Here is an 18,198-nt window from a genome sequence, read left to right as displayed (position 1 = left end):
GTATCTCTCCACCTGGCGCTCTATTTTGCTCGATTGGGTCCTTGGGGCACTGACAAGCCACTCAAGCCAGCCGTTAAGCCCGGCCGCCGGTACCGACCTCACTCGGGCGCAGCACCGCTGATCCGACCGCCAGCAAAATGACAGCCATCAGTCCAAGCACCGCCAAGGGCAGGCCGATATCGGCCAGCGAGCCGCCGGTCGCCCCGATCTCCACCGCTTCGATCGCCCATTTCTGCGGAATGAAATTGGCGATTTTCTGCATGAAATCCGGCATGATGGAGATCGGCCAGAAGCATCCGCCCAGCATGCTGGTGGGAGTAATAATCAGGGAGTTGATGAGCGCGGTATTTTTATCATTGCGGATCATGCCTGCAACCGTGGTTGCCAGGCCCAGCGACACCATCATAAAGGCGGTCAGGATCAGAAAATGAAGCCCAAACGGAATGCCGTAGTCATACCTCAGCACCGTTCTGCTCAGAAGCAGCACAACCATGACTTGCAGCGATCCGACCACGAGGCTGCCGAGAAAATTGCCAAGCGCAATCTCGTACGCCCGCACCGGCGCTGTATAGATACGCGACATCGTCCGCTGCCTGCGGTCATCAACAATCAAGGTGACGACACTGGAGATAAGTCCCATCATGAACATCAACGTGAAGCCTGTGACATTGGCCAGACCTGGCCGCGAATATAGATGGAGATCCGTGGTTGCCGTATCGATGGTATACCGCTCCACCTGCCCCAGCACCTGCTCCAGCATCTGCATGCCGCCGGCTTCCTCCCCTGCTGTCCGAATGATCGAACCGGTGCCATGAAGACGCTTAATGGCCGATTCGACCGTCAGCCGTACCGAGGCTGCCCCTTCGGAGGCGGTCAGTTCATACAGCTTCACGCCTGGAACCTCCCCTTCGATCAGCCCTTGGCTAAGCCCGGAAGGAATCCGGATCCCGACAGTGCTTGTATTATGGAGTAAGCCGTCCCGGAGTTCAGCTTCAGATGCAGCCTCTTTCAGCACGTATTGATCATGCCTGGCAAGCTCCCGAATCACATACTGTCCGGCTGGGCCTTCATCATCGTTCACATAAGAGACGACAATGCCGACCGCCTTCGTTTGACCCAACAGCAGTACGGCAAGCGCGACTACGATACAGGGCATGACCAAATATACAACCCAGCCTTTTTTACGGCCCAGCGTACGTCTGACCATATTCCAGGCTATCGTTAAGCTATGCATGATACCCCACCTTCCGATACGTGATCCAGGCAACCGCGGTTAATCCGACGCAGACAACAGCAAGCATGCCCATGCTGAATAGAATCTCGGAGCCGCTGCTGTGCAGCATGATCCGGAGCAAGCTCTGCATCGCCCAGAAATTCACGGTGACGGTGTTGATCTGCTGCACCCACTCGGCCGCAATCGGGGTAAATCCCCCGCTGACAAACGTCATCGCAATGATGACCGTCTGCATCACGCCCCGCGCTCCGGCAGCTGTCCTTGAGAACAATGTGACCACGACCGCCAGAGCCATCGATCCCAGGGTAACCAGCATACAGACGAGAACGAGGAACAACGGTCTGTCGCCCCATTCCACCCCAAACAGCCACATGGAGCCAAGCACGATGACCACCGCCTGTATGACTGCAATCAGGCTGGCGCCAGTCAGTTTCCCGATAAATATGCTGCTGCCGGGCACCGGGGCGCTTTGGAGACGGTACAGCGTCCGGCTGTCCTTCTCTTCAAACAGGCTGACACTGGCCATCAAGCCGGAGTATAACAGGAACATGACCAGCATAGACACCGAATAATACTGGGCAGCCGAGTAAGTCGCCCCCTGCTCGCTCATTTGTCCAACCTCCACGAAGGGGCCTGGTGCCGTTTCTCCGCCCGCTGCCAACCACGCTGACATGCTGTCCATCCCCAGGATGGCCGCATCTGCCATGCGGTGGTTGAGCTCCGCTGTATAACTTTTGAACACCGTGTCGGCAATCAAATTAAGCTCCCGGTCCTTGCCCGGCAGAAGCTCCAGCCTTGTCTCCTCCCCGCTGCTGATCCGCTGCTCCCAATCTTGCGGAATGATAACGGCATAATCCAGATCTCCGCTCCGCAGCTGCTTCTCAGCGGTTTCCCGGTCCATCATATAGGTCGGAACAAGCAGCTTCTCCACTTCCGGCGAGTCGATCACGGATTGCAGGCTTGCCGGCACCTCCCGGCCCGGACCCTCAGCTATTATTCCAACCCGGACCATCTGCTGCACATACTCCTGCCCGCCGCCAAAAAAGCCGGACAACGCATTTCCTAATATAAAAATCAAAAGGAGCGGCAGCAAAAATTGATTCATCAAAACAGACCGGCTTGTCGCCATTCTTCTCAGTTCAAACCAGGCGATCGCTGCGATTTTCATGTCAGGCTCTCCCTTCTCCATTCCCTTTTCAGCGCGGCCATCAGTCTCGAAGTGTTCGTCCCGTCAGACTGAGGAACAACGTTTCCAGTCCAGCCTCTTCGCACTGTAGCGTTTGGAGGACGGCTTGATGCTTGCCGCATATATACAAAATATCCTGCAGTTCCTGCTGGGCGGACGGAAGATATACCTCGACCTGCTGCTCGCTCTGGATGACGCGAATGACCCGGTTATGCTCCGACAGCTCATGAATCAGCGCAGGCGTAATGCCCTCCATCGTCATGATGATTTTCTCCTCATGGCTCACGCGCTCCTTCAGCTCTGCCAGCGTTCCGAAGGCAATCACATGTCCCTGATCCATAATGGCTACCCGATCGCAGATCGCCGATACCTCTTCCATGTAATGGCTCGTATAGATGACGGTGGACCCCATCTCATTCAGCTTCTTGACGGAATCCAAAATATGATTGCGCGATTGCGGATCGATGCCGACGGTTGGCTCATCCATAATGATCAGCTTCGGATGATGCGTGATCGAGCAGGCGATATTGAGCCTTCTTTTCATCCCGCCGGAAAAGGTAGACGGCCGCTCCTTCGCGCGATCCTGAAGACCGACAAAAGCCAGTGCTTCCGCTACCCGCTCCTTCAGCAGCGCCCCGCGAAGCCCGTAAAGCTTGGCAAAAAAAGCGACATTATCCTGTGCCGTCATATCCTCATACAGGGCCAAATCCTGGGGAACCAGCCCGATCCTCTTCTTCACTTCCAGCGGACGCTCCTTCACGGAGATACCGTCCACATGGATGCTTCCCTGATCCATGTCCAGCAGACCGCAGATCATGTTGATCGATGTGCTCTTGCCGGCCCCGTTCGGCCCGAGCAGCCCCAGGATTTCACCTTGATCCACTCTGAGATTCAAATGGTCCACGGACAGCTTGCCGCCATATCGTTTCACAACATCCTTCATTTCAAGAAAGGGTGCCATCGTTATCCCACTCCATTCTTCCTGTCTCTGATATCTCGATTGTACCCCAGACCCCGTCAGGATAAAGGTAGATAAGGTCACCTTCATTGGTGACCAAAGTCACCCCCTCTGGGGCTCCCCCCTTGTGTTATAGTAAAGACAACGAGCTAAAGAACAAAAAGGCGGGTTGCATATGTCTCAGTCGCTCTCTATCCTCCGCTACGGGATGATTCTGCTGCCGGCGATCGCCGCCATCTATCTCAATCCGCTTGAGCATTACGGCGAGTACATGGTCTATGTTCTGTTGTTTCTTGCCATTGCCGTGCTCAGCCGCTATTTGCCCGGGGATGCCAGTCTGAAAGCAGCGATATTGCTGGAAATCGCATTGTCCTGGTGGCTGTGCCGCAACTATGGCTTTATGATGGCCTTCTTGTCCGTATCCAGCCTGTGCGCTTATCTTCCGTTATTCACGCGCACATATGGCTGGAGTCTGGCAGCACTTCATCTGGTGCTGATCAACCATGCGCTGATGGACTCGGAACCGCTCATTAGGACAAGCGCCAACTTCTTATTTGTGCTTGTTCTCGTCTCTGTAAGCCTGATTCTGGAAGGGATGCGCAAGCAGGAGCATACGCTCCGCCTCTATGATGAGCTGAAGCAGGATCACTATCGGCAGGATGAAGCGGGCAAGCGACTCCTTCATTTCGCCCATCAGGTGGAAAGCGCCGCCCAGACCGCTGAGCGAACCCGCATTTCCCGCCAGCTTCATGATGATATCGGCCACCGGCTGATCCGCGTTAAAATGATGACCGAAGCCGCCATTCAAGTCACGCCGGGCGATCCGGCCAAAGGGATGGAAATGCTGCATCAGATTCGGGATCAGCTCAGCCAGAGCATGGAGGAAATGCGCGCTGCCGTGAAACGGGTGAACCCGCGGCGCAGCCTGTCCGACGATTACGCTTTGGACCGGCTGCTTGAGGAGACGGAGAAGGAGACCGGGATAATTACGAATCTGCGGCTTCAAGGACTGCCTTACCCGCTATACCCCAGCCAGCATGTTGTGCTGTACAGAAACGCCAAGGAAGCGATCACCAATGCGATTCGTCATGGAGGCGCCAGTCAGGTGAACATTGTAATCCATTATGGCGAAGAGCATGTGCGAATGGAAGTTTCCAACAATGGTGAAACTGGCGACCACGCGGCTAGTTCGTCAAGCCCGATGGAGCAAGGGATGGGCATTCGGGGCATGAGGGAGCGGACCGAGCTGATCGGTGGCCTGCTTGAAATTCGCCGCACCCCGGCTTTCACGGTCATTACTCAGCTTCCTGTCTATCGCACAACCGATATGGTGTAAATCGATATAGAAAGGGCGTGACGGCGCTTGATTTCCGTTCTTATCGTAGACGATGATCCGTTCATTCGGGAAAGCCTGAAACTATTAATCGGCATGGATTCGGACATTGAGGTAACGGCTGTCGCCGGTCATGGAGAAGAGGCACTCGCACTGCTGGACAGCGGAGTGGCCGCTGATGTAATCCTGATGGACATCCGGATGCCGATCTGTGACGGCGTGGAGGGCACGCGTTTAATCCGGACGAAATACCCCGATAGTCGTGTGCTGATGCTGACCACCTTCGATGATGATGATTATATCGTCCAGGCGCTGCAGAACGGAGCCAGCGGCTATTTGCTGAAGAACATTCCGCCTGACCGGATCATCCAGGGGATCAAAACCGTGCATGATGGCAATATGCTGATTCATCCGGATATCGCACGCAAGCTGACAGGCATGCTTCGTCCGGCTGATCGGGTGCAGACAGACCCTTCGGTGCTCGAACGCTATGGACTCACACCCGCAGAACGAAACATCGCTTCCCTCATCGCGGACGGGCTATCCAACAAAGAAATTGCGGAGCGGCTGTTCTTGAGTGAAGGGACTGTCAAAAACTATGTCACCGACATCTTGAGCAAGCTGCAGCTGCGGGACCGAACCCAGATCGCCATATTTTATTTAAAACAGGTCGGCACGTCCTGACCAATGCACGCAAAATAAGCCTGCATTCTCTCTTCAAGCGTTCAAGAGAGAATGCAGGCTTATTCATTATCCGGTAACGATCAAATTTACAGATCCATCGATTTGTCCGCTTCGCTGTGGATCTTCCCTTTCCGTTTGCGGGAACTCGCGCCCTGCCTGCCGCCAACATGAAGCTTGTTGGCTATCAGCGCCACCAGGCTGATCGGCTTCAGCTGCACCGCGATCCCGTCATTCGGATCTGGCGCTACAATCGCCCCGAGCTGATGGTGCTCGCCGGCATAAATGGCCCGCTGCACAAATTTGCTCTCGCCTTCATGGTTCTGTACCTCCAGCTTGCAGAATGCCGGGTTCTGGCGGAGCGCGGCATGCAGCTGCTCCTTGCTGTGCACCAGCGTCCCGTTCACCTTGAGAATCGTCTCTCCCGCCAGCAGTCCAAGCTCGCTTGCCGGACTGTTCGGCAGCACAGCCAATATACGTAGCCCTTGAGCCGGATGCACGAAGACCGGGCTGCGCTGCTGTTCCTCATACCGGCTGTGCCACGTAAGGCCCTCATGCAGCACCAGGGCCGCCAGCGCCGCCACGAACATGACCGGGGACCACCACTCGGCCAGCAGGCTTAAAATGAGCACGATCGCCGCATAGACGACCATGCGCCGGGAGGTCACTCTCGCTTTCTCCTTCGGCAGCATGCTCTGTGTCATTTCGCCGAAGCCGATCATGGCCGGAAGCGCCAGCATCGTAAAGCCCCCGCTCCATGCATCCCCGCCAAAGAACGGCGTCCACGGCAGCATGCCGCCTCCCTCCGCAGCAGGGACAAGCAGGAATAGCGGCAGCGGCCAGAAGCTCTGCATATGATAGCCGCCAACCAGCTTGCCACGCTTGCCTTCAAGAAACAGAGGCGTTGCAAAGCCCGCCCCCTGGATCATGATCAGCATCGCTTCGGCAAAATGCAGCACCGCCGACAAGGCCAGCAGCGACGGGATGTCCAGCCCGCGAATGGCCGAGACGGCCGCTTCAAGCCATAGCGGCTGAGGCTGCCAGCTGGGGAACAGACTTAGTGCCCCCTGGATCAGCCCCAGCAGACCGATCGCGTACGCAAAACAAAGAAAACGTATGCGAAACAACATCAGAATGAGTGCAGTTATCCAGATGCACAGAATCGCTTCCAGACTCAGCGACACGCCCAGGAAGGCAACCACGATGGATACGGCCAGGCCAGCGGCCAAGCCGCCAAGCACCGTTCGCCAGGTTTGCCGGCCCCATGCATGGAGCCGCACATGGAACAGCTTCCGCTCCAGCAGCACCTGCCTTCGGTAGAACATCATGACAAACAAGATGGAGATATAATAAAAGGGCTGCGTCAGCAGCTGCAACCCTGCATCCGTCCAAAGCCACAACAATTGTATTGCCGTTTCCAACAGCATGCCACGCTCCTTTCCCAATGTCTGAACAAGCAAGCTATACATACCATGTCCGCGAATATCCCGCCCTCGCCTCGGATATTCCGGCAAGAAAAAAAGAAGGCTAAGTGCTAGCCTTCTTAATGTTTCGACGCCTTGGCCGCGATCTCCTTCCTGATCTCGGCAATCCCGCGATTCAATTGATTATCCTCTTTCGGATCGCGGATTTTCTCGATCAGCACAGTTTCCAGCGCTTCCGCTGTTGCACTGTTGATGACCCCGTCGGCCTCCAGCTTGTGTTTGCTTTGGAAGCTCTTCACTGCCTTTTCGGTCGTCTGGTCGAAATAACCATCCTTCCGTCCCGGCTCAAAGCCGATCGCTTCCAGCATAATCTGGGCACTCTTCACATCGTTGTTGTTCATATCGAATTTTAGGGTGTTCTTCTTGTCAATTGGCGCTACCGTGAAATATTCCGGCTGTTCCACTTTGATATCCGGCTCGATGCCATCCTCGTGAATCCACGATCCGTTTGGCGTCAGCCACTTGGCGATTGTCACCTTCAGCAGGCTTCCGTCCCCAAATGGTTTGTCAAAGCTCGTCTGGACCGTGCCTTTTCCGAAGGAATGCTCGCCGACCAGCACCGCGCCTGCCGATTGCTGCAGCGCACCGGCCAAAATTTCAGAGGCGCTTGCGCTGCCTTTATTCATCAGGACGGTAACCGGGTATGGCTTCGCGCTTCCGCCCGAGACATGCTTCTGTCTTTTCTGATCTTTATCTTCCACCTGCACGATCAGCTTGCCTTTCGGAACGAACTGCTCGGCAATGTCGATCACGACCGACAGAACCCCGCCCGGGTTGTTTCGGACATCAATGACCAAGCCTTCCATGCCTTGATCCTCGAGCTTCTTGAGCTCCTCTTTAAACCGTTTGCCGGTATTTTCAGAGAACTGGGAAATCTCGATCACGCCGATTCCGTCAGCCTCCATGCGTGCGGACACCGTCTGCAAATCGACATCGTCCCGGACTATCACATATTCAATCGGCTGTTCCGATCCTGCCCGCTTGATTTGCAGCACGGCCTCGGAGCCTTTAGGCCCCCGGATTTTGGATACCGCTGTATTCAAGTCCAGTCCCTGCAGCGATTCGCCGTTCACCGACAAGATAATGTCCTTCGCACGAATGCCGGCCTTATCCGCCGGGGATCCCTTGATTGGGGACACGACCACCACATGGCCATCCTCGGAGGATACCTCCGCGCCGATGCCGCTGAACGAGCCGGAGATGCTGTCCTCAAACTGCTCTGCCGCAGCTTTGCCCATATAGTTCGAATACGGGTCCTCCAGCGCACCCATCATGCCGTTAATCGCACCGTCAATCAGCTTGGAACGGTCAACATCCTTGTAGTAATTCTGTTCAATCAGATCCAGAGCCACTTGCAGCTTCCTGGTCTCATCCTGATCGGCCTGGCCGCTCGCCTTCTGGCTCTCGGCAAGGCTGCTCGCGAGCAAGCCCTGGGCTTCTCCCGTCTGCTCCGTGCCGGCTAGCTCCGACACGACCATCGTAAACAGCCCGCCAAACAGCATGGCTGCGATGACCAGAAAGACAGCCGTCCTTTTTTTCAGCATGTATTTCACCGCCTTTGCACGATTCAATGATTCATTCATGGGGTAACCCCGTCCACCTAGTATATGATTGGTTATACGGGAATATTTATACAGCGGTCAAAGGTTGCATCGGATAGCTGCGCCTGGGACTGGTTGTAACCCCGGATTCATAAGTATCGCCTGACTTCCAAATGCTATACATTCCTGATCCGATAACACCGTCTCATTTTCCGAACAATATCGGGTCTTTACAAGTAAGGCATCGGGTTCACCGGACTGCCGTTGATACGAACCTCAAAATGCAGATGCGGTCCTGTGCTTTGCCCCGTGGAGCCAACCTCGGCAATTTTCTGTCCCCGAGATACCTTCTCGCCTTCGCTAACCATGATGCCGCCATTGCGGATATGTCCGTACAGCGTCCATACTCCGCCCCCATGATCAACAATAACACAGTTTCCGTAACCGCTCCACCATTGGGCCAAAATGACCGTGCCGCTATCGGCAGCCCGAATGTCCGTCCCTTGTGGTGCTGCAAAGTCGACGCCGGTATGCATCTTGCCTCTCTCGCCCGTTACCGGATGCACACGCGGGCCATAATTGGAAGAGAGCCGCGCACCGGATACAGGCAGAGCAAACGGTCCGCCATTGCCGGTATAGCCTCCGCCGGAGCTGCCGCGAAGGGTCGTGGCCTGGGCTTTCTTGGCCGCTGCCGCTGCGGCCGCTTTCGCTGCGGCTGCCTTGCGAGCCGCCTCTTCAGCCGCGAGCTTGTTCTTCTCTTTCTCCAGCTCGGAACGTTTCGTTGCCAGTTGAACCAGCAGACGATCCTGCTCCTCGCTTAAAATTTCAGCATCCTCAATTTCCTGATCATACTGAGCCAGAAGCACACGCTTCTCCTGCTCCTTCTCATTCAGCTCGCTCTTGCGGTCTTCCATCTGAGCGTACAGATCCTTGGCCGTTGCATACTGGGTTTCAAGCTCCTTCTTCTTCTCGATCACGAGCAGCTTGTCCTGTTTATGCTGGACCAGAAGATCCTGGTCTTGATCTACGATCGTCTTCAAGGAATCCGCCCGTTCCAGGAAATCGCTGAAGCTTGTGGAGGACAGCAGCACATCCAGATAGGAAACCTGCCCGTCCATGTAAATAAGGCGAAGCCTGGAGTCCAGCAGCTCCTCACGTGCGACGATGCGCTCCTCGGCAGCCTCCAGCTCCTGCGTGGTCTTGCGAAGCAGGTCTTCCGTCTCCTCAATCTGCATCGTGATTTTGGTCAGTTCATTGCTCACGATCTCAATTTGCTGCATGACATATTGAAGATTGCGCGTCTCTTTGTTTTTGTAATGCTGTGCTTCCTTCTTCTCTTCCGCAGCCTTGTTCTTCTGTTCCCGGGCCTTCTGAACCTGCTCCTGCAAGGCCTTCAGCTCGCGGTCCACATCGGCTGCCGTTTTCTTCTCAGCTTGTCCGTCAGAGGGTTGGATCAATGCAGCGCCCAGTAACAGAACGGCTGCTGCAGCGGCGATTTTCTTCAACTTTCGCTCCCCATCCTTTGTCATTTTTTTACACCTTCAAAAATTTCCGAATCGACATGGTGCTGCCCCAGATTCCGATGGCCATTCCAAGCGCGATGATGATGCCGCCCAGAAGCAGCCACAGATCTCCAAGCGGGATCAGGCTTTGCGCCAGCGTCATATCTGCCTGTGCTGCGGCGAACAGCCGCTGATAGCCGGCAAACAGGAGCCCGACGGTAATGATAGAACCGAAAAATCCAAGCAAAGCGCCCTCCACAAAGAAAGGCCAGCGGATGAACGAATTGGTAGCGCCCACCAGCTTCATAATGCCAATCTCGCGGCGTCTGGCCAGAATCGTCACTCGAATGGTATTCGAGATCAGGAACATCGACATCAGCGCGAGCCCGGCTACAAATATAAATCCGATATTCCGGACGGTGCGTGTAATCTTGAACAGCGTTTCGACGGTGTCTTCCCCGTACTTCACCCGAAGAATCGGCTCCACCGGATACTTCTCATTCAGCGCGCTGATCTTGTCGGCTACAAATGGTACCGTAGTGGGCTCGATGACCGAGATTTCAAACGCATCAGGGAGCGGGTTGCGATCTCCCTCGCTGTAACCCTCCAGCCATTCGGAACCCAGCGTCTCCTCCAGCTCTTTCAAACCGTCGTCCTTGGACACGAATTTGATCGACTTGACCTCAGGCATCGATTCAATCTCCTGCCTAACCGTCTCGCGCATCTCCTCATCCACATTGAGATTCAGATATGTGTTGACTTGAACATTACTATCTGCTTTATCGGCAAGCGCATTGACATTCATGACAAGCAGAATGAAAACGCCGAGAATAAATAAGGACACGATGATGGACGTAATGGATGCCAGCGACATCCACCCGTTTCGAATAACGCTCTTCGCCCCTTCCCGCAAATGCCGCAAGAGGGTTCTAAAACTCATAGCCGTACTCCCCTCTCTGCTGGTCACGGACGATCTGTCCGCGTTCTATGGCAAGTACGCGCTTGCGCATCGTATTGACAATTTCCTTGTTGTGCGTCGCCATTACGATGGTCGTTCCCCGGAAGTTAATCTCGTCGAGCAGCTGCATAATGCCCCAGGACGTCTCCGGATCCAGGTTGCCGGTGGGCTCGTCCGCAATAATGACCGCAGGGTTGTTGACAATCGCCCGTGCGATGGCAATCCGCTGCTGCTCCCCGCCTGACAGCTGGGATGGCTGACGATGCGCCTTGGCCTTCAGACCGACCAGATCCAGCACCTCCATGACCCGCTTCTTGATCAGCTTCGGCGGCGCTTCGATCGCCTCCATCGCAAACGCCACATTCTCGTAAGCGGTCAGCTTGGGCAGAAGACGATAGTCCTGAAAAATAACCCCGATATTTCGGCGAACATAGGGGATCTTGCGCTGCTTCAGCTTTCCGATGTTAAATCCATTCACGGAAATCTGCCCTTTGGTAGGCACTTCTTCTCTATAGATAAGCTTCATGAATGTTGATTTACCCGCGCCGGACGGACCGACGACGTATACAAATTCATTGCGGTTGATCTTAACCGATACGCCTTGAAGCGCATGCGCTCCGTTCGGATAAGTCTTCCACACGTCCTGCATTTCGATCACTTCATCACTTCCCAACACATAGTTAGCCTTTATACTTTCGACAGTTTCCATGGAATTCCTTTAAAAACCACGGAATTTCCTCACGACATTACCTATTGTAACAAATTTGTTACCTTTTGAGTAGCCGAAAGTTTGAAGGCTCTCTGACATATATATGAACAAGTGCATGTCACACACAGATCCCGTGCATGAACTCCGGCCAATACGAAGTAAAAGGTGGTCTCTTCATGAAAAAAATTCATCTTGGTTTTATTGTTGTTATCGGTTTGGTGCTAATCAGTTCAGTGGGGTACGGTCTGCTCCACTTGTATACAGATCAGACCAAATTGCCAAAGGGCGTCGTGGTGTCCGGCTGGGATGTCGGCGGACAGGAGGCGCAAACGGTGCTTGAGGAGCTGGAGCAGCGGCTGAACACGATGCAAGACGTCAGGCTGGAGCTTCAAGCCGACGGTTTGAAGGGGCAAACAGAGCAACTCTCGCTCGGTGAGGCAGGAGTGACGTTTCATGCAGAGGAATTTATCGACGCAGTCAATAAACTGTCCGAGGGGGATATATGGACCCGGGCCATGTACCGGAAAAACTTCGAGAGAAACTTCGAGTTGTCCGCTCACTGGAACCGGGATGTTCTGAAGGCACGATATTCCGAAGAATGGGAGAAGAAGCGTTTCGGGGAACCCGTCAACGCCGTGCGGAGCATTTCAGAGGATGATGTGGTCAGGTACACGCCGGAAAGAACCGCTTACCGGATCGACTGGCCGCTCTTCTACGACCGGTTCAGCGCCGCCATTCCGGGTGAATTCTCCGATCTGGAAGCCGGGCAGCAGGAGGGCATCGCCGTCGAGCTTCCCCTCACATTGATGCAGCCTGCGCAGACGGTCAAATCGCTCAAGGCGGAAGGAATCGAGCGGAAAATCATCGAGACCTCAACCTCCCTCGGGGCGAGCGCACCCGGCAGGGTACATAACGTCACCGCTGCGGCCAAGGCGGTGGACGGGATGATCCTCAAGCCCGGCGATGAATTCAACTATGCTCATATTATCGAGATTGCCGAGAAGGAATACGGCTTCCAGGAGGCTCCGGTCATCGTGAACGGCAGGCTGGTGCCGGGAATCGGCGGGGGAATCTGTCAGGTATCGAGCACGGTTTATCATGCGGCGCTGCTGATCGGGCTCGAGATTACCGAGCGTCGCAATCATTCCTTGCCCGTCAGTTACATGCCGAAGGGGCAGGATGCTACCTTCGCCGAAGGGGCGATCAACTTCCGGTTTCGCAACAACACCGGCAAGCATCTGTTAATCCGCTCCGAGGTTATAAACGGAACCCTGACACTAAAAATGTTCGGGACCTTCCCGGAAAACACCGTCTATGAGCTGGAATCGAAAACGGTTGAGACGCTGCCTTCCCCGGAGAAAATCATTCATAACGCCGCACTTCCGCCCGGATTCCGGCAAGTGATCCAGAACGGAAAGCCGGGGTATGTCGTCGAAACCTACCGGACCAAGAAGGTGAACGGCAGCGTGGTGGAAACCGAAAGAATCTCCAAGGACACGTACCGGGCACAAAGCAGCATCATCGCCATTAATCCGAAAGGGGCCGGAATGCCTGAGGCGCCCGAAACGCCGCAGGAGAAAATCGTCGAGGACGGTATCAGCACAGACACGCCTTAAACGGCAGCGAGACCTGACACCAGCATACTTCCCTGCCCAGGCTCATGAGGTGGGATGCCCTCTGCGCCTGCCTGTTGGCCTGCGTACGGCGTCACATGGCTGACGGCAATCGATGGACTGCATGTGGTGGCCCACTCACTCCACCGCCCGGGAACCGCGTGAAAGCCCGCAGACAGCTGAGCATTCAGCATCTGCGGGCTTTCACGAAAGTTGAAGGCCAAACGACCTTGACGCATCAGATCCGCCGCGCTTCGCCAACCTTGGCTTGAGGGTCCTGATGCAGTTCGTCCCTGTATTCCACCAGACGTACCTTACAGCCTTGACCGAGCGTCACGCGATTTCCGCGCACGATATCGGCCTCGGTAAACTCCAGATGAAGAACATCGCCTTCGATCAGATCGGCTTCAAGCCCCGGCATTTTGCAAGAAAAATTCAGGAGATCCCAGAACTTCTTTCCTTTTCTTGTGACGGCAACGTCATCCCCGATGATCTCCATCGCCTTGCAGGGGCCAACCATCTGGATATCCGCTTTGCCGATATGCAGTCTGCCGTCCACATGGAAGCTTCCCTTGGACTGCATCACCTCGCTTTGCACGTCGCCGTGCACGCTAAGGCTGCCTGTCAGCTCCAGCTCCTGGGACTGGCACTGCCCCTTGATGGCACAATGCCCTGCCACATAGATTGAACGAGACCTGACATTTTGTTTGAAGCCGCCGCTTCCATATATTTTCATAGACTCCGATTGGACAGGTCCCTCCACGCTTGCCGAGCCATGAATGCGAATCGCTTCAGCCTTCAATTGTCCCTGCACCTTCGCACTGCCGTTGGCAACAAAGTCATGGCAGTCCACATCGCCGTTTACTGTGCCAGCGCCGTCGATCTTCACTTTATCGTACACGCCGCCTGAACCGTTTCCTGCACCGGATATTTTCAGGTCGCTTCTCTTTTCGTATGCACTCATGGGAGGCCCTCCGATTCTCTCAGGTTAGATATCAGCATCCCGGGTCCGTCGTCCGGGTCTGCCAACGCTCTATTTCATTACACCCACTGTAGCACATTGCCCGCTTGCCTGTAACCGACCGCTGGCGGATAGACGCCTCGGTCTCAAGACCGAGAAGAAGCTATCATTCTAGCGCGCCGGATATGATATGATCAAAGTACAGCTAATGATGCTGCCAAGAAATTCCGTTAGATGTCATTCCAACCTTCTATTCTGAAAGGAGTTCGTTCATCATGGCACTGATCGAATGTCGTTTCTTCTCGGAAGTGCTCGGCTTGAGCACGTCCATGACCGTAATTCTCCCGCAGCAGACCGCCACCCAGATCGGCATGGAGGGCCGCGTGCGCGCCGAGCGCCATCCGGTGCTTTATTTGCTGCACGGGCTGTCCGACGATGACTCCATCTGGCTGCGCCGGACATCGATTGAACGGTATGTCGCCCAAATGGGCATCGCCGTAGTCATGCCGCAGGTTCATCGCAGCTTCTATACCGACATGGAGTACGGCGGCAAGTATTGGACGTTTATCAGCGAAGAGCTGCCTACGCTGGCCAGATCCTTCTTCCCGCTGTCGCATGAGCGGGAGGACAATTTCGTAGCCGGACTGTCGATGGGCGGCTACGGGGCATTCAAGCTGGCGCTTCGCCGGCCGGATGCTTTTGCCGCTGCAGCCAGCCTGTCCGGCGCGCTCGATATGGCCGGCGCCCTCCGTAATCCGTATGCGCCCGAGCGTCAGTTTGACTTCAAGCTCATCTATGGCGAGCAGGACATTACCGGAACCGAGAACGACCTGCTGCATCTGGTAAAGGAACTGGATCGCTCCGAAGGGCCGAAGCCTAAACTCTATCAATGCTGCGGAACTGAAGATTTCTTGTATGAGAGCAATCAGAATTTCAAGCAGGTGTGTGAAGAAACCTCGCTTGACTATACTTACGAAGAAGGTCCAGGCTCCCATGAATGGGGCTACTGGGATGCCAAAATCCAGGATGTGCTGAAATGGCTTCCGCTGAGATCAACGCAGGCGTAACTTCGCCCTGCACCACGAAAGACGAGCACCGACGCTTCGTCCTGGCTGGATCGCTGATCCGAATCGCAAGCAAAAAAGGTCGAAGTCCCCGCTCATCACGAGCAGGTCTTCGACCTTTACTATTGTCATACACCGGCTGACTTACCCGTTGCTTGATACGCTGTGCGCCTCGACCCATGCTTTCGTTGCACTCAGCGTCTGCTCGGCACGGCCGATCGCGGCTTGAACCTGAGGCTCGGCAGTACCTCCATACACATTACGGGCATTCACAACCGTCTCCGGCTGGAGCACATGATAGATGCTGTCATCGAACAGCTCGGAGAACTGCTTGAACTCCTCGATGCTCAGATCCAGCAAATATTTGTTGTTCTGAATGCAGTACAGTACCGTTTTGCCGATCACTTCATGCGCCTGACGGAACGGCATGCCTTTGCCAACGAGGAAGTCGGCAATATCGGTCGCGTTGGAGAAATCGGTATTCACCGCCTCACGCATCCGCCCCTTGTTCACCTTCATCGTCGCAATCATCGGCGCGAACAGCTGCAGCGCTCCCTCCAGCGTTGCAACCGTGTCGAACATGCCTTCCTTGTCTTCCTGCATATCCTTGTTGTAGGCCAGCGGAAGAGATTTCAGCACGGTCAGAAGACCCATCAGGTTGCCGTAGACACGGCCAGTCTTACCGCGCACCAGCTCCGGCACATCCGGATTTTTCTTCTGCGGCATAATGCTGCTGCCTGTGCAGAAGGCATCGTCCAGTTCAATAAAGTTGAACTCCGTGCTGCTCCATAGCACCAGCTCCTCGCTCAGGCGGGACAGATGCATCATGATGATGGAGGCATGCGACAAAAACTCAAGGATGAAATCCCGGTCACTGACCGCATCCAGGCTGTTCTCGTACACGCCATCAAAGCCAAGCTGCTCGGCTACAAAATGACGATCAATCGGGAACGTCGTGCCCGCCAGCGCCCCCGCGCCGAGCGGCAGCAGGTTAATGCGCTTGTAGCTGTCGATCAGGCGGTCCACATCCCGCTGGAACATCGACACATACGCCATCAAATGATGCGCGAACAGAATCGGCTGGGCACGCTGCAGATGGGTGTAGCCCGGAATAATCGTGTCCAGATTCTCTCTGGCCTGTCCAAGCAGCGCCGCTTGCACCTCATGCAGCATGCCCGTCAGCGCCACTACCCGGTTCCGCAAATACAGATGCATGTCCGTTGCCACCTGATCGTTACGGCTGCGTCCGGTATGCAGCTTGCCGCCGACCGGCCCGACCTCCGCAATCAGATTTTTCTCAATGTTCATGTGAATGTCTTCATCCGACACCGAAAAGTCGACGCTGCCTTCGCGGATGCGATCCAGCACCTTGTTCAGCCCCGCCTTGATCGTCTCCACGTCCTCTTGCGGCAGGATGCCGCATTTGCCCAGCATCGTCACATGGGCCAGGCTGCCCTGGATATCCTCTTCGGCCAGCTGTTTGTCAAACCCGATTGACGCCGTATATTCCTCAACCAATGTGTTTGTTTGCTTCGTAAAACGTCCGCCCCATAGCTTGCTCACACCTTTTGCCCCTCTCTTACTTAAGGCAGATGGCCGCTTCCCGCCGAAAGAATGGCAAGTTGGCATTCGATCCGGATCCCCCAGACCGCTACCTCCCTCACTCCGACATGAAAACGGCCTTCCGCCTAAACTTGTATCTTCGCGATTCCGGCACGAAACCGGTTCGTTACTGATTCTGATCGACACCGGCGGCTACTTTAAGCCGCAGGGCGTTCAAACGGATGAAGCCTGTAGCATCGCCTTGGTCGTAGGCCTGCGTCGGATCCGCCTCCATCGTTGCGATGTCCGGATTGTACAGGCTGACCGGGCTTTTCACACCAGCGCCGATGATGTTGCCTTTGTACAGCTTCAGGCGAACCGTACCGCTGACATTCTTCTGGCTCTCTGTAACCAGCGCCTGAATGGCCAGCCGCTCCGGCGCGAACCAGAAGCCGTTGTACACCAGCGTGCTGTAGCGTGTGATCAGGCTGTCCCGCAGGTTCATCACCTCGCGGTCCATCGTGATCGACTCCATCTTGCGGTGCGCGGTGAACAGAATCGTTCCGCCCGGTGTCTCGTACACGCCCCGGCTCTTCATGCCCACAAAGCGGTTCTCCACCATATCCACCCGACCGATGCCGTGCTTGCCGCCAAGCTCGTTCAACTTCTCCATAACCTGAAGCGGCGTCAACGACTCGCCATTGATCGCAACTACGTTCCCCTGCTTGAACTCAAGCTCAACGTATTCAGGCTCATTCGGCGCATCCTCCGGCGACACGCTGAGCAGGTACATATCCTTGTTCTCCTCAGCGCTTGCATCAAACCATGGATCCTCCAGCACGCCGCTCTCATAGCTGATATGAAGCAGGTTGCGGTCCATGGAGTACGGCTTCGCTGCAGAAGCCGTTACCGGAATGCCGTGGGCTTCCGCATAAGCGATCATCTCTGCGCGACCCGGGAACTGGTTGCGGAACTCCTCCAGCCGCCATGGCGCGATGACATCAATCTCCGGCGCCAGCGCTGCCGCGCCAAGCTCAAAGCGAACCTGGTCATTCCCTTTGCCAGTCGCGCCGTGCGCGATCGCAGTTGCTCCTTCCGCACGGGCAATGTCTACCATGCGCTTGGCAATCAGCGGACGGGCGATGCTTGTACCGAGAAGATACTGCCCTTCATACATCGCGCCCGCCTGGAACATCGGGAAGATGAAGTCATTGGCAAACTCATCCCGCAGGTCGTCGATATACACTTTGGAAGCACCGGTCGCAAGCGCCTTTTCCTCCAGGCCGTCCAGCTCTTCCTTTTGCCCGATATCCGCGGTGAATGCAATAATCTCTGCGTCATAGGTTTCCTTCAGCCATTTCAGAATGACCGACGTGTCGAGACCGCCCGAATACGCCAGTACGATTTTTTGTTTAGCCATCTTATCCAAACT

The 18,198-nt window shown here is 55.3% G+C and carries 16 protein-coding genes; 4 read left to right on the top strand and 12 right to left on the bottom strand.

Annotated features, from left to right (window positions below):
• Positions 1 to 73 precede the first annotated feature (73 nt).
• The 3 genes from CHH75_RS13325 to CHH75_RS13315 are packed head-to-tail and all read right to left on the bottom strand — an operon-like array spanning position 74 to position 3,381.
• Positions 74 to 1,234 carry an ABC transporter permease gene (locus tag CHH75_RS13325; protein WP_095398404.1) on the bottom strand — a complete coding sequence of 387 codons (1,161 nt, stop codon included), beginning with the start codon at positions 1,232 to 1,234 and terminating at the stop codon, positions 74 to 76.
• Positions 1,227 to 2,402, bottom strand: a complete 1,176-nt coding sequence (locus CHH75_RS13320) for an ABC transporter permease (RefSeq protein WP_095398403.1) — start codon at positions 2,400 to 2,402, stop codon at positions 1,227 to 1,229. The genes CHH75_RS13325 and CHH75_RS13320 overlap by 8 nt, the downstream gene beginning before the upstream one ends.
• A gap of 40 nt (positions 2,403 to 2,442) precedes the next feature.
• A complete protein-coding gene (locus tag CHH75_RS13315) occupies positions 2,443 to 3,381 on the bottom strand; it encodes an ABC transporter ATP-binding protein (RefSeq protein ID WP_095267003.1) in 939 nt (312 codons plus the stop codon).
• A 172-nt stretch (positions 3,382 to 3,553) separates the two neighbouring features.
• On the opposite strand from CHH75_RS13315, the gene CHH75_RS13310 reads away from it, so the two are divergent.
• Together CHH75_RS13310 and CHH75_RS13305 are read left to right on the top strand one after the other, a co-directional pair.
• Complete coding sequence (locus CHH75_RS13310) at positions 3,554 to 4,714, top strand: sensor histidine kinase (protein WP_095398402.1); 1,161 nt, start codon at positions 3,554 to 3,556, stop codon at positions 4,712 to 4,714.
• Positions 4,715 to 4,741: 27 nt separating this feature from the next.
• A complete protein-coding gene (locus CHH75_RS13305) occupies positions 4,742 to 5,395 on the top strand; it encodes a response regulator (RefSeq protein WP_095267006.1) in 654 nt (217 codons plus the stop codon).
• A gap of 86 nt (positions 5,396 to 5,481) precedes the next feature.
• Here CHH75_RS13305 and CHH75_RS13300 read toward each other — a convergent pair whose 3' ends face one another.
• The 5 genes from CHH75_RS13300 to ftsE form a co-directional block, all read right to left on the bottom strand.
• On the bottom strand, positions 5,482 to 6,813 hold the full coding sequence (locus tag CHH75_RS13300) for a PDZ domain-containing protein (RefSeq protein WP_095398443.1): 1,332 nt from the start codon (positions 6,811 to 6,813) through the stop codon (positions 5,482 to 5,484).
• 122 nt (positions 6,814 to 6,935) lie between these two features.
• Complete coding sequence (locus CHH75_RS13295; RefSeq protein ID WP_095267121.1) at positions 6,936 to 8,420, bottom strand: S41 family peptidase; 1,485 nt, start codon at positions 8,418 to 8,420, stop codon at positions 6,936 to 6,938.
• 227 nt (positions 8,421 to 8,647) lie between these two features.
• Entirely contained in the window at positions 8,648 to 9,922 is a 1,275-nt protein-coding gene (locus CHH75_RS13290) for a murein hydrolase activator EnvC family protein (protein ID WP_095398442.1), read from the bottom strand.
• A 28-nt stretch (positions 9,923 to 9,950) separates the two neighbouring features.
• Positions 9,951 to 10,859: a permease-like cell division protein FtsX gene (gene ftsX, locus CHH75_RS13285; RefSeq protein ID WP_095398401.1), complete on the bottom strand. Its 909-nt coding sequence runs from the start codon at positions 10,857 to 10,859 to the stop codon at positions 9,951 to 9,953.
• Positions 10,849 to 11,535 carry a cell division ATP-binding protein FtsE gene (ftsE, locus tag CHH75_RS13280; RefSeq protein WP_095267124.1) on the bottom strand — a complete coding sequence of 229 codons (687 nt, stop codon included), beginning with the start codon at positions 11,533 to 11,535 and terminating at the stop codon, positions 10,849 to 10,851. Before ftsE ends, ftsX begins: the two co-directional genes overlap by 11 nt.
• 227 nt (positions 11,536 to 11,762) lie before the next feature.
• Here ftsE and CHH75_RS13275 point away from each other — a divergent pair, with 227 nt between their 5' ends.
• Positions 11,763 to 13,202, top strand: coding sequence for a VanW family protein (locus CHH75_RS13275; protein WP_095398400.1), 1,440 nt, complete (start codon positions 11,763 to 11,765; stop codon positions 13,200 to 13,202).
• On the opposite strand, the gene CHH75_RS13270 is transcribed toward CHH75_RS13275, so the two are convergent.
• Together CHH75_RS13270 and CHH75_RS13265 are read right to left on the bottom strand one after the other, a co-directional pair.
• Positions 13,199 to 13,438 (bottom strand): hypothetical protein, encoded by a 240-nt coding sequence (locus CHH75_RS13270; protein ID WP_095398399.1) that lies wholly within the window; start codon positions 13,436 to 13,438, stop codon positions 13,199 to 13,201. The genes CHH75_RS13275 and CHH75_RS13270 overlap by 4 nt on opposite strands.
• Positions 13,438 to 14,163, bottom strand: coding sequence for a polymer-forming cytoskeletal protein (locus CHH75_RS13265; protein WP_095398398.1), 726 nt, complete (start codon positions 14,161 to 14,163; stop codon positions 13,438 to 13,440). Before CHH75_RS13265 ends, CHH75_RS13270 begins: the two co-directional genes overlap by 1 nt.
• Before the next feature lie 272 nt (positions 14,164 to 14,435).
• Here CHH75_RS13265 and CHH75_RS13260 point away from each other — a divergent pair, with 272 nt between their 5' ends.
• A complete protein-coding gene (locus tag CHH75_RS13260; protein WP_095267014.1) occupies positions 14,436 to 15,227 on the top strand; it encodes an alpha/beta hydrolase in 792 nt (263 codons plus the stop codon).
• A 141-nt stretch (positions 15,228 to 15,368) separates the two neighbouring features.
• Here CHH75_RS13260 and argH read toward each other — a convergent pair whose 3' ends face one another.
• Both argH and CHH75_RS13250 read right to left on the bottom strand, forming a co-directional pair.
• Positions 15,369 to 16,787: an argininosuccinate lyase gene (argH, locus tag CHH75_RS13255; RefSeq protein WP_095398397.1), complete on the bottom strand. Its 1,419-nt coding sequence runs from the start codon at positions 16,785 to 16,787 to the stop codon at positions 15,369 to 15,371.
• A 166-nt stretch (positions 16,788 to 16,953) separates the two neighbouring features.
• Positions 16,954 to 18,186: an argininosuccinate synthase gene (locus tag CHH75_RS13250; protein ID WP_095398396.1), complete on the bottom strand. Its 1,233-nt coding sequence runs from the start codon at positions 18,184 to 18,186 to the stop codon at positions 16,954 to 16,956.
• Positions 18,187 to 18,198: the final 12 nt, after the last annotated feature.

The sequence above is a fragment of the Paenibacillus sp. 7541 genome, assembly GCF_002276395.1.
In the GTDB taxonomy this organism is placed as follows: domain Bacteria; phylum Bacillota; class Bacilli; order Paenibacillales; family Paenibacillaceae; genus Paenibacillus_AQ; species Paenibacillus_AQ campinasensis.
The sequence above is the reverse complement of the archived record's forward strand: the minus strand, read 5'-3'. Positions and strand labels throughout refer to the sequence as shown.

Coding starts and splice junctions, on each gene's coding strand:
- CHH75_RS13325 (WP_095398404.1), bottom strand. CDS start 1,234: ATGCATAGCTTAACGATAGCCTGGAATATGGTCAGACGTACGCTGGGC.
- CHH75_RS13320 (WP_095398403.1), bottom strand. CDS start 2,402: ATGAAAATCGCAGCGATCGCCTGGTTTGAACTGAGAAGAATGGCGACA.
- CHH75_RS13315 (WP_095267003.1), bottom strand. CDS start 3,381: ATGGCACCCTTTCTTGAAATGAAGGATGTTGTGAAACGATATGGCGGC.
- CHH75_RS13310 (WP_095398402.1), top strand. CDS start 3,554: ATGTCTCAGTCGCTCTCTATCCTCCGCTACGGGATGATTCTGCTGCCG.
- CHH75_RS13295 (WP_095267121.1), bottom strand. CDS start 8,420: ATGCTGAAAAAAAGGACGGCTGTCTTTCTGGTCATCGCAGCCATGCTG.
- ftsX (WP_095398401.1), bottom strand. CDS start 10,859: ATGAGTTTTAGAACCCTCTTGCGGCATTTGCGGGAAGGGGCGAAGAGC.
- CHH75_RS13275 (WP_095398400.1), top strand. CDS start 11,763: ATGAAAAAAATTCATCTTGGTTTTATTGTTGTTATCGGTTTGGTGCTA.
- CHH75_RS13270 (WP_095398399.1), bottom strand. CDS start 13,438: ATGCGTCAAGGTCGTTTGGCCTTCAACTTTCGTGAAAGCCCGCAGATG.
- CHH75_RS13265 (WP_095398398.1), bottom strand. CDS start 14,163: ATGAGTGCATACGAAAAGAGAAGCGACCTGAAAATATCCGGTGCAGGA.
- CHH75_RS13260 (WP_095267014.1), top strand. CDS start 14,436: ATGGCACTGATCGAATGTCGTTTCTTCTCGGAAGTGCTCGGCTTGAGC.
- CHH75_RS13250 (WP_095398396.1), bottom strand. CDS start 18,186: ATGGCTAAACAAAAAATCGTACTGGCGTATTCGGGCGGTCTCGACACG.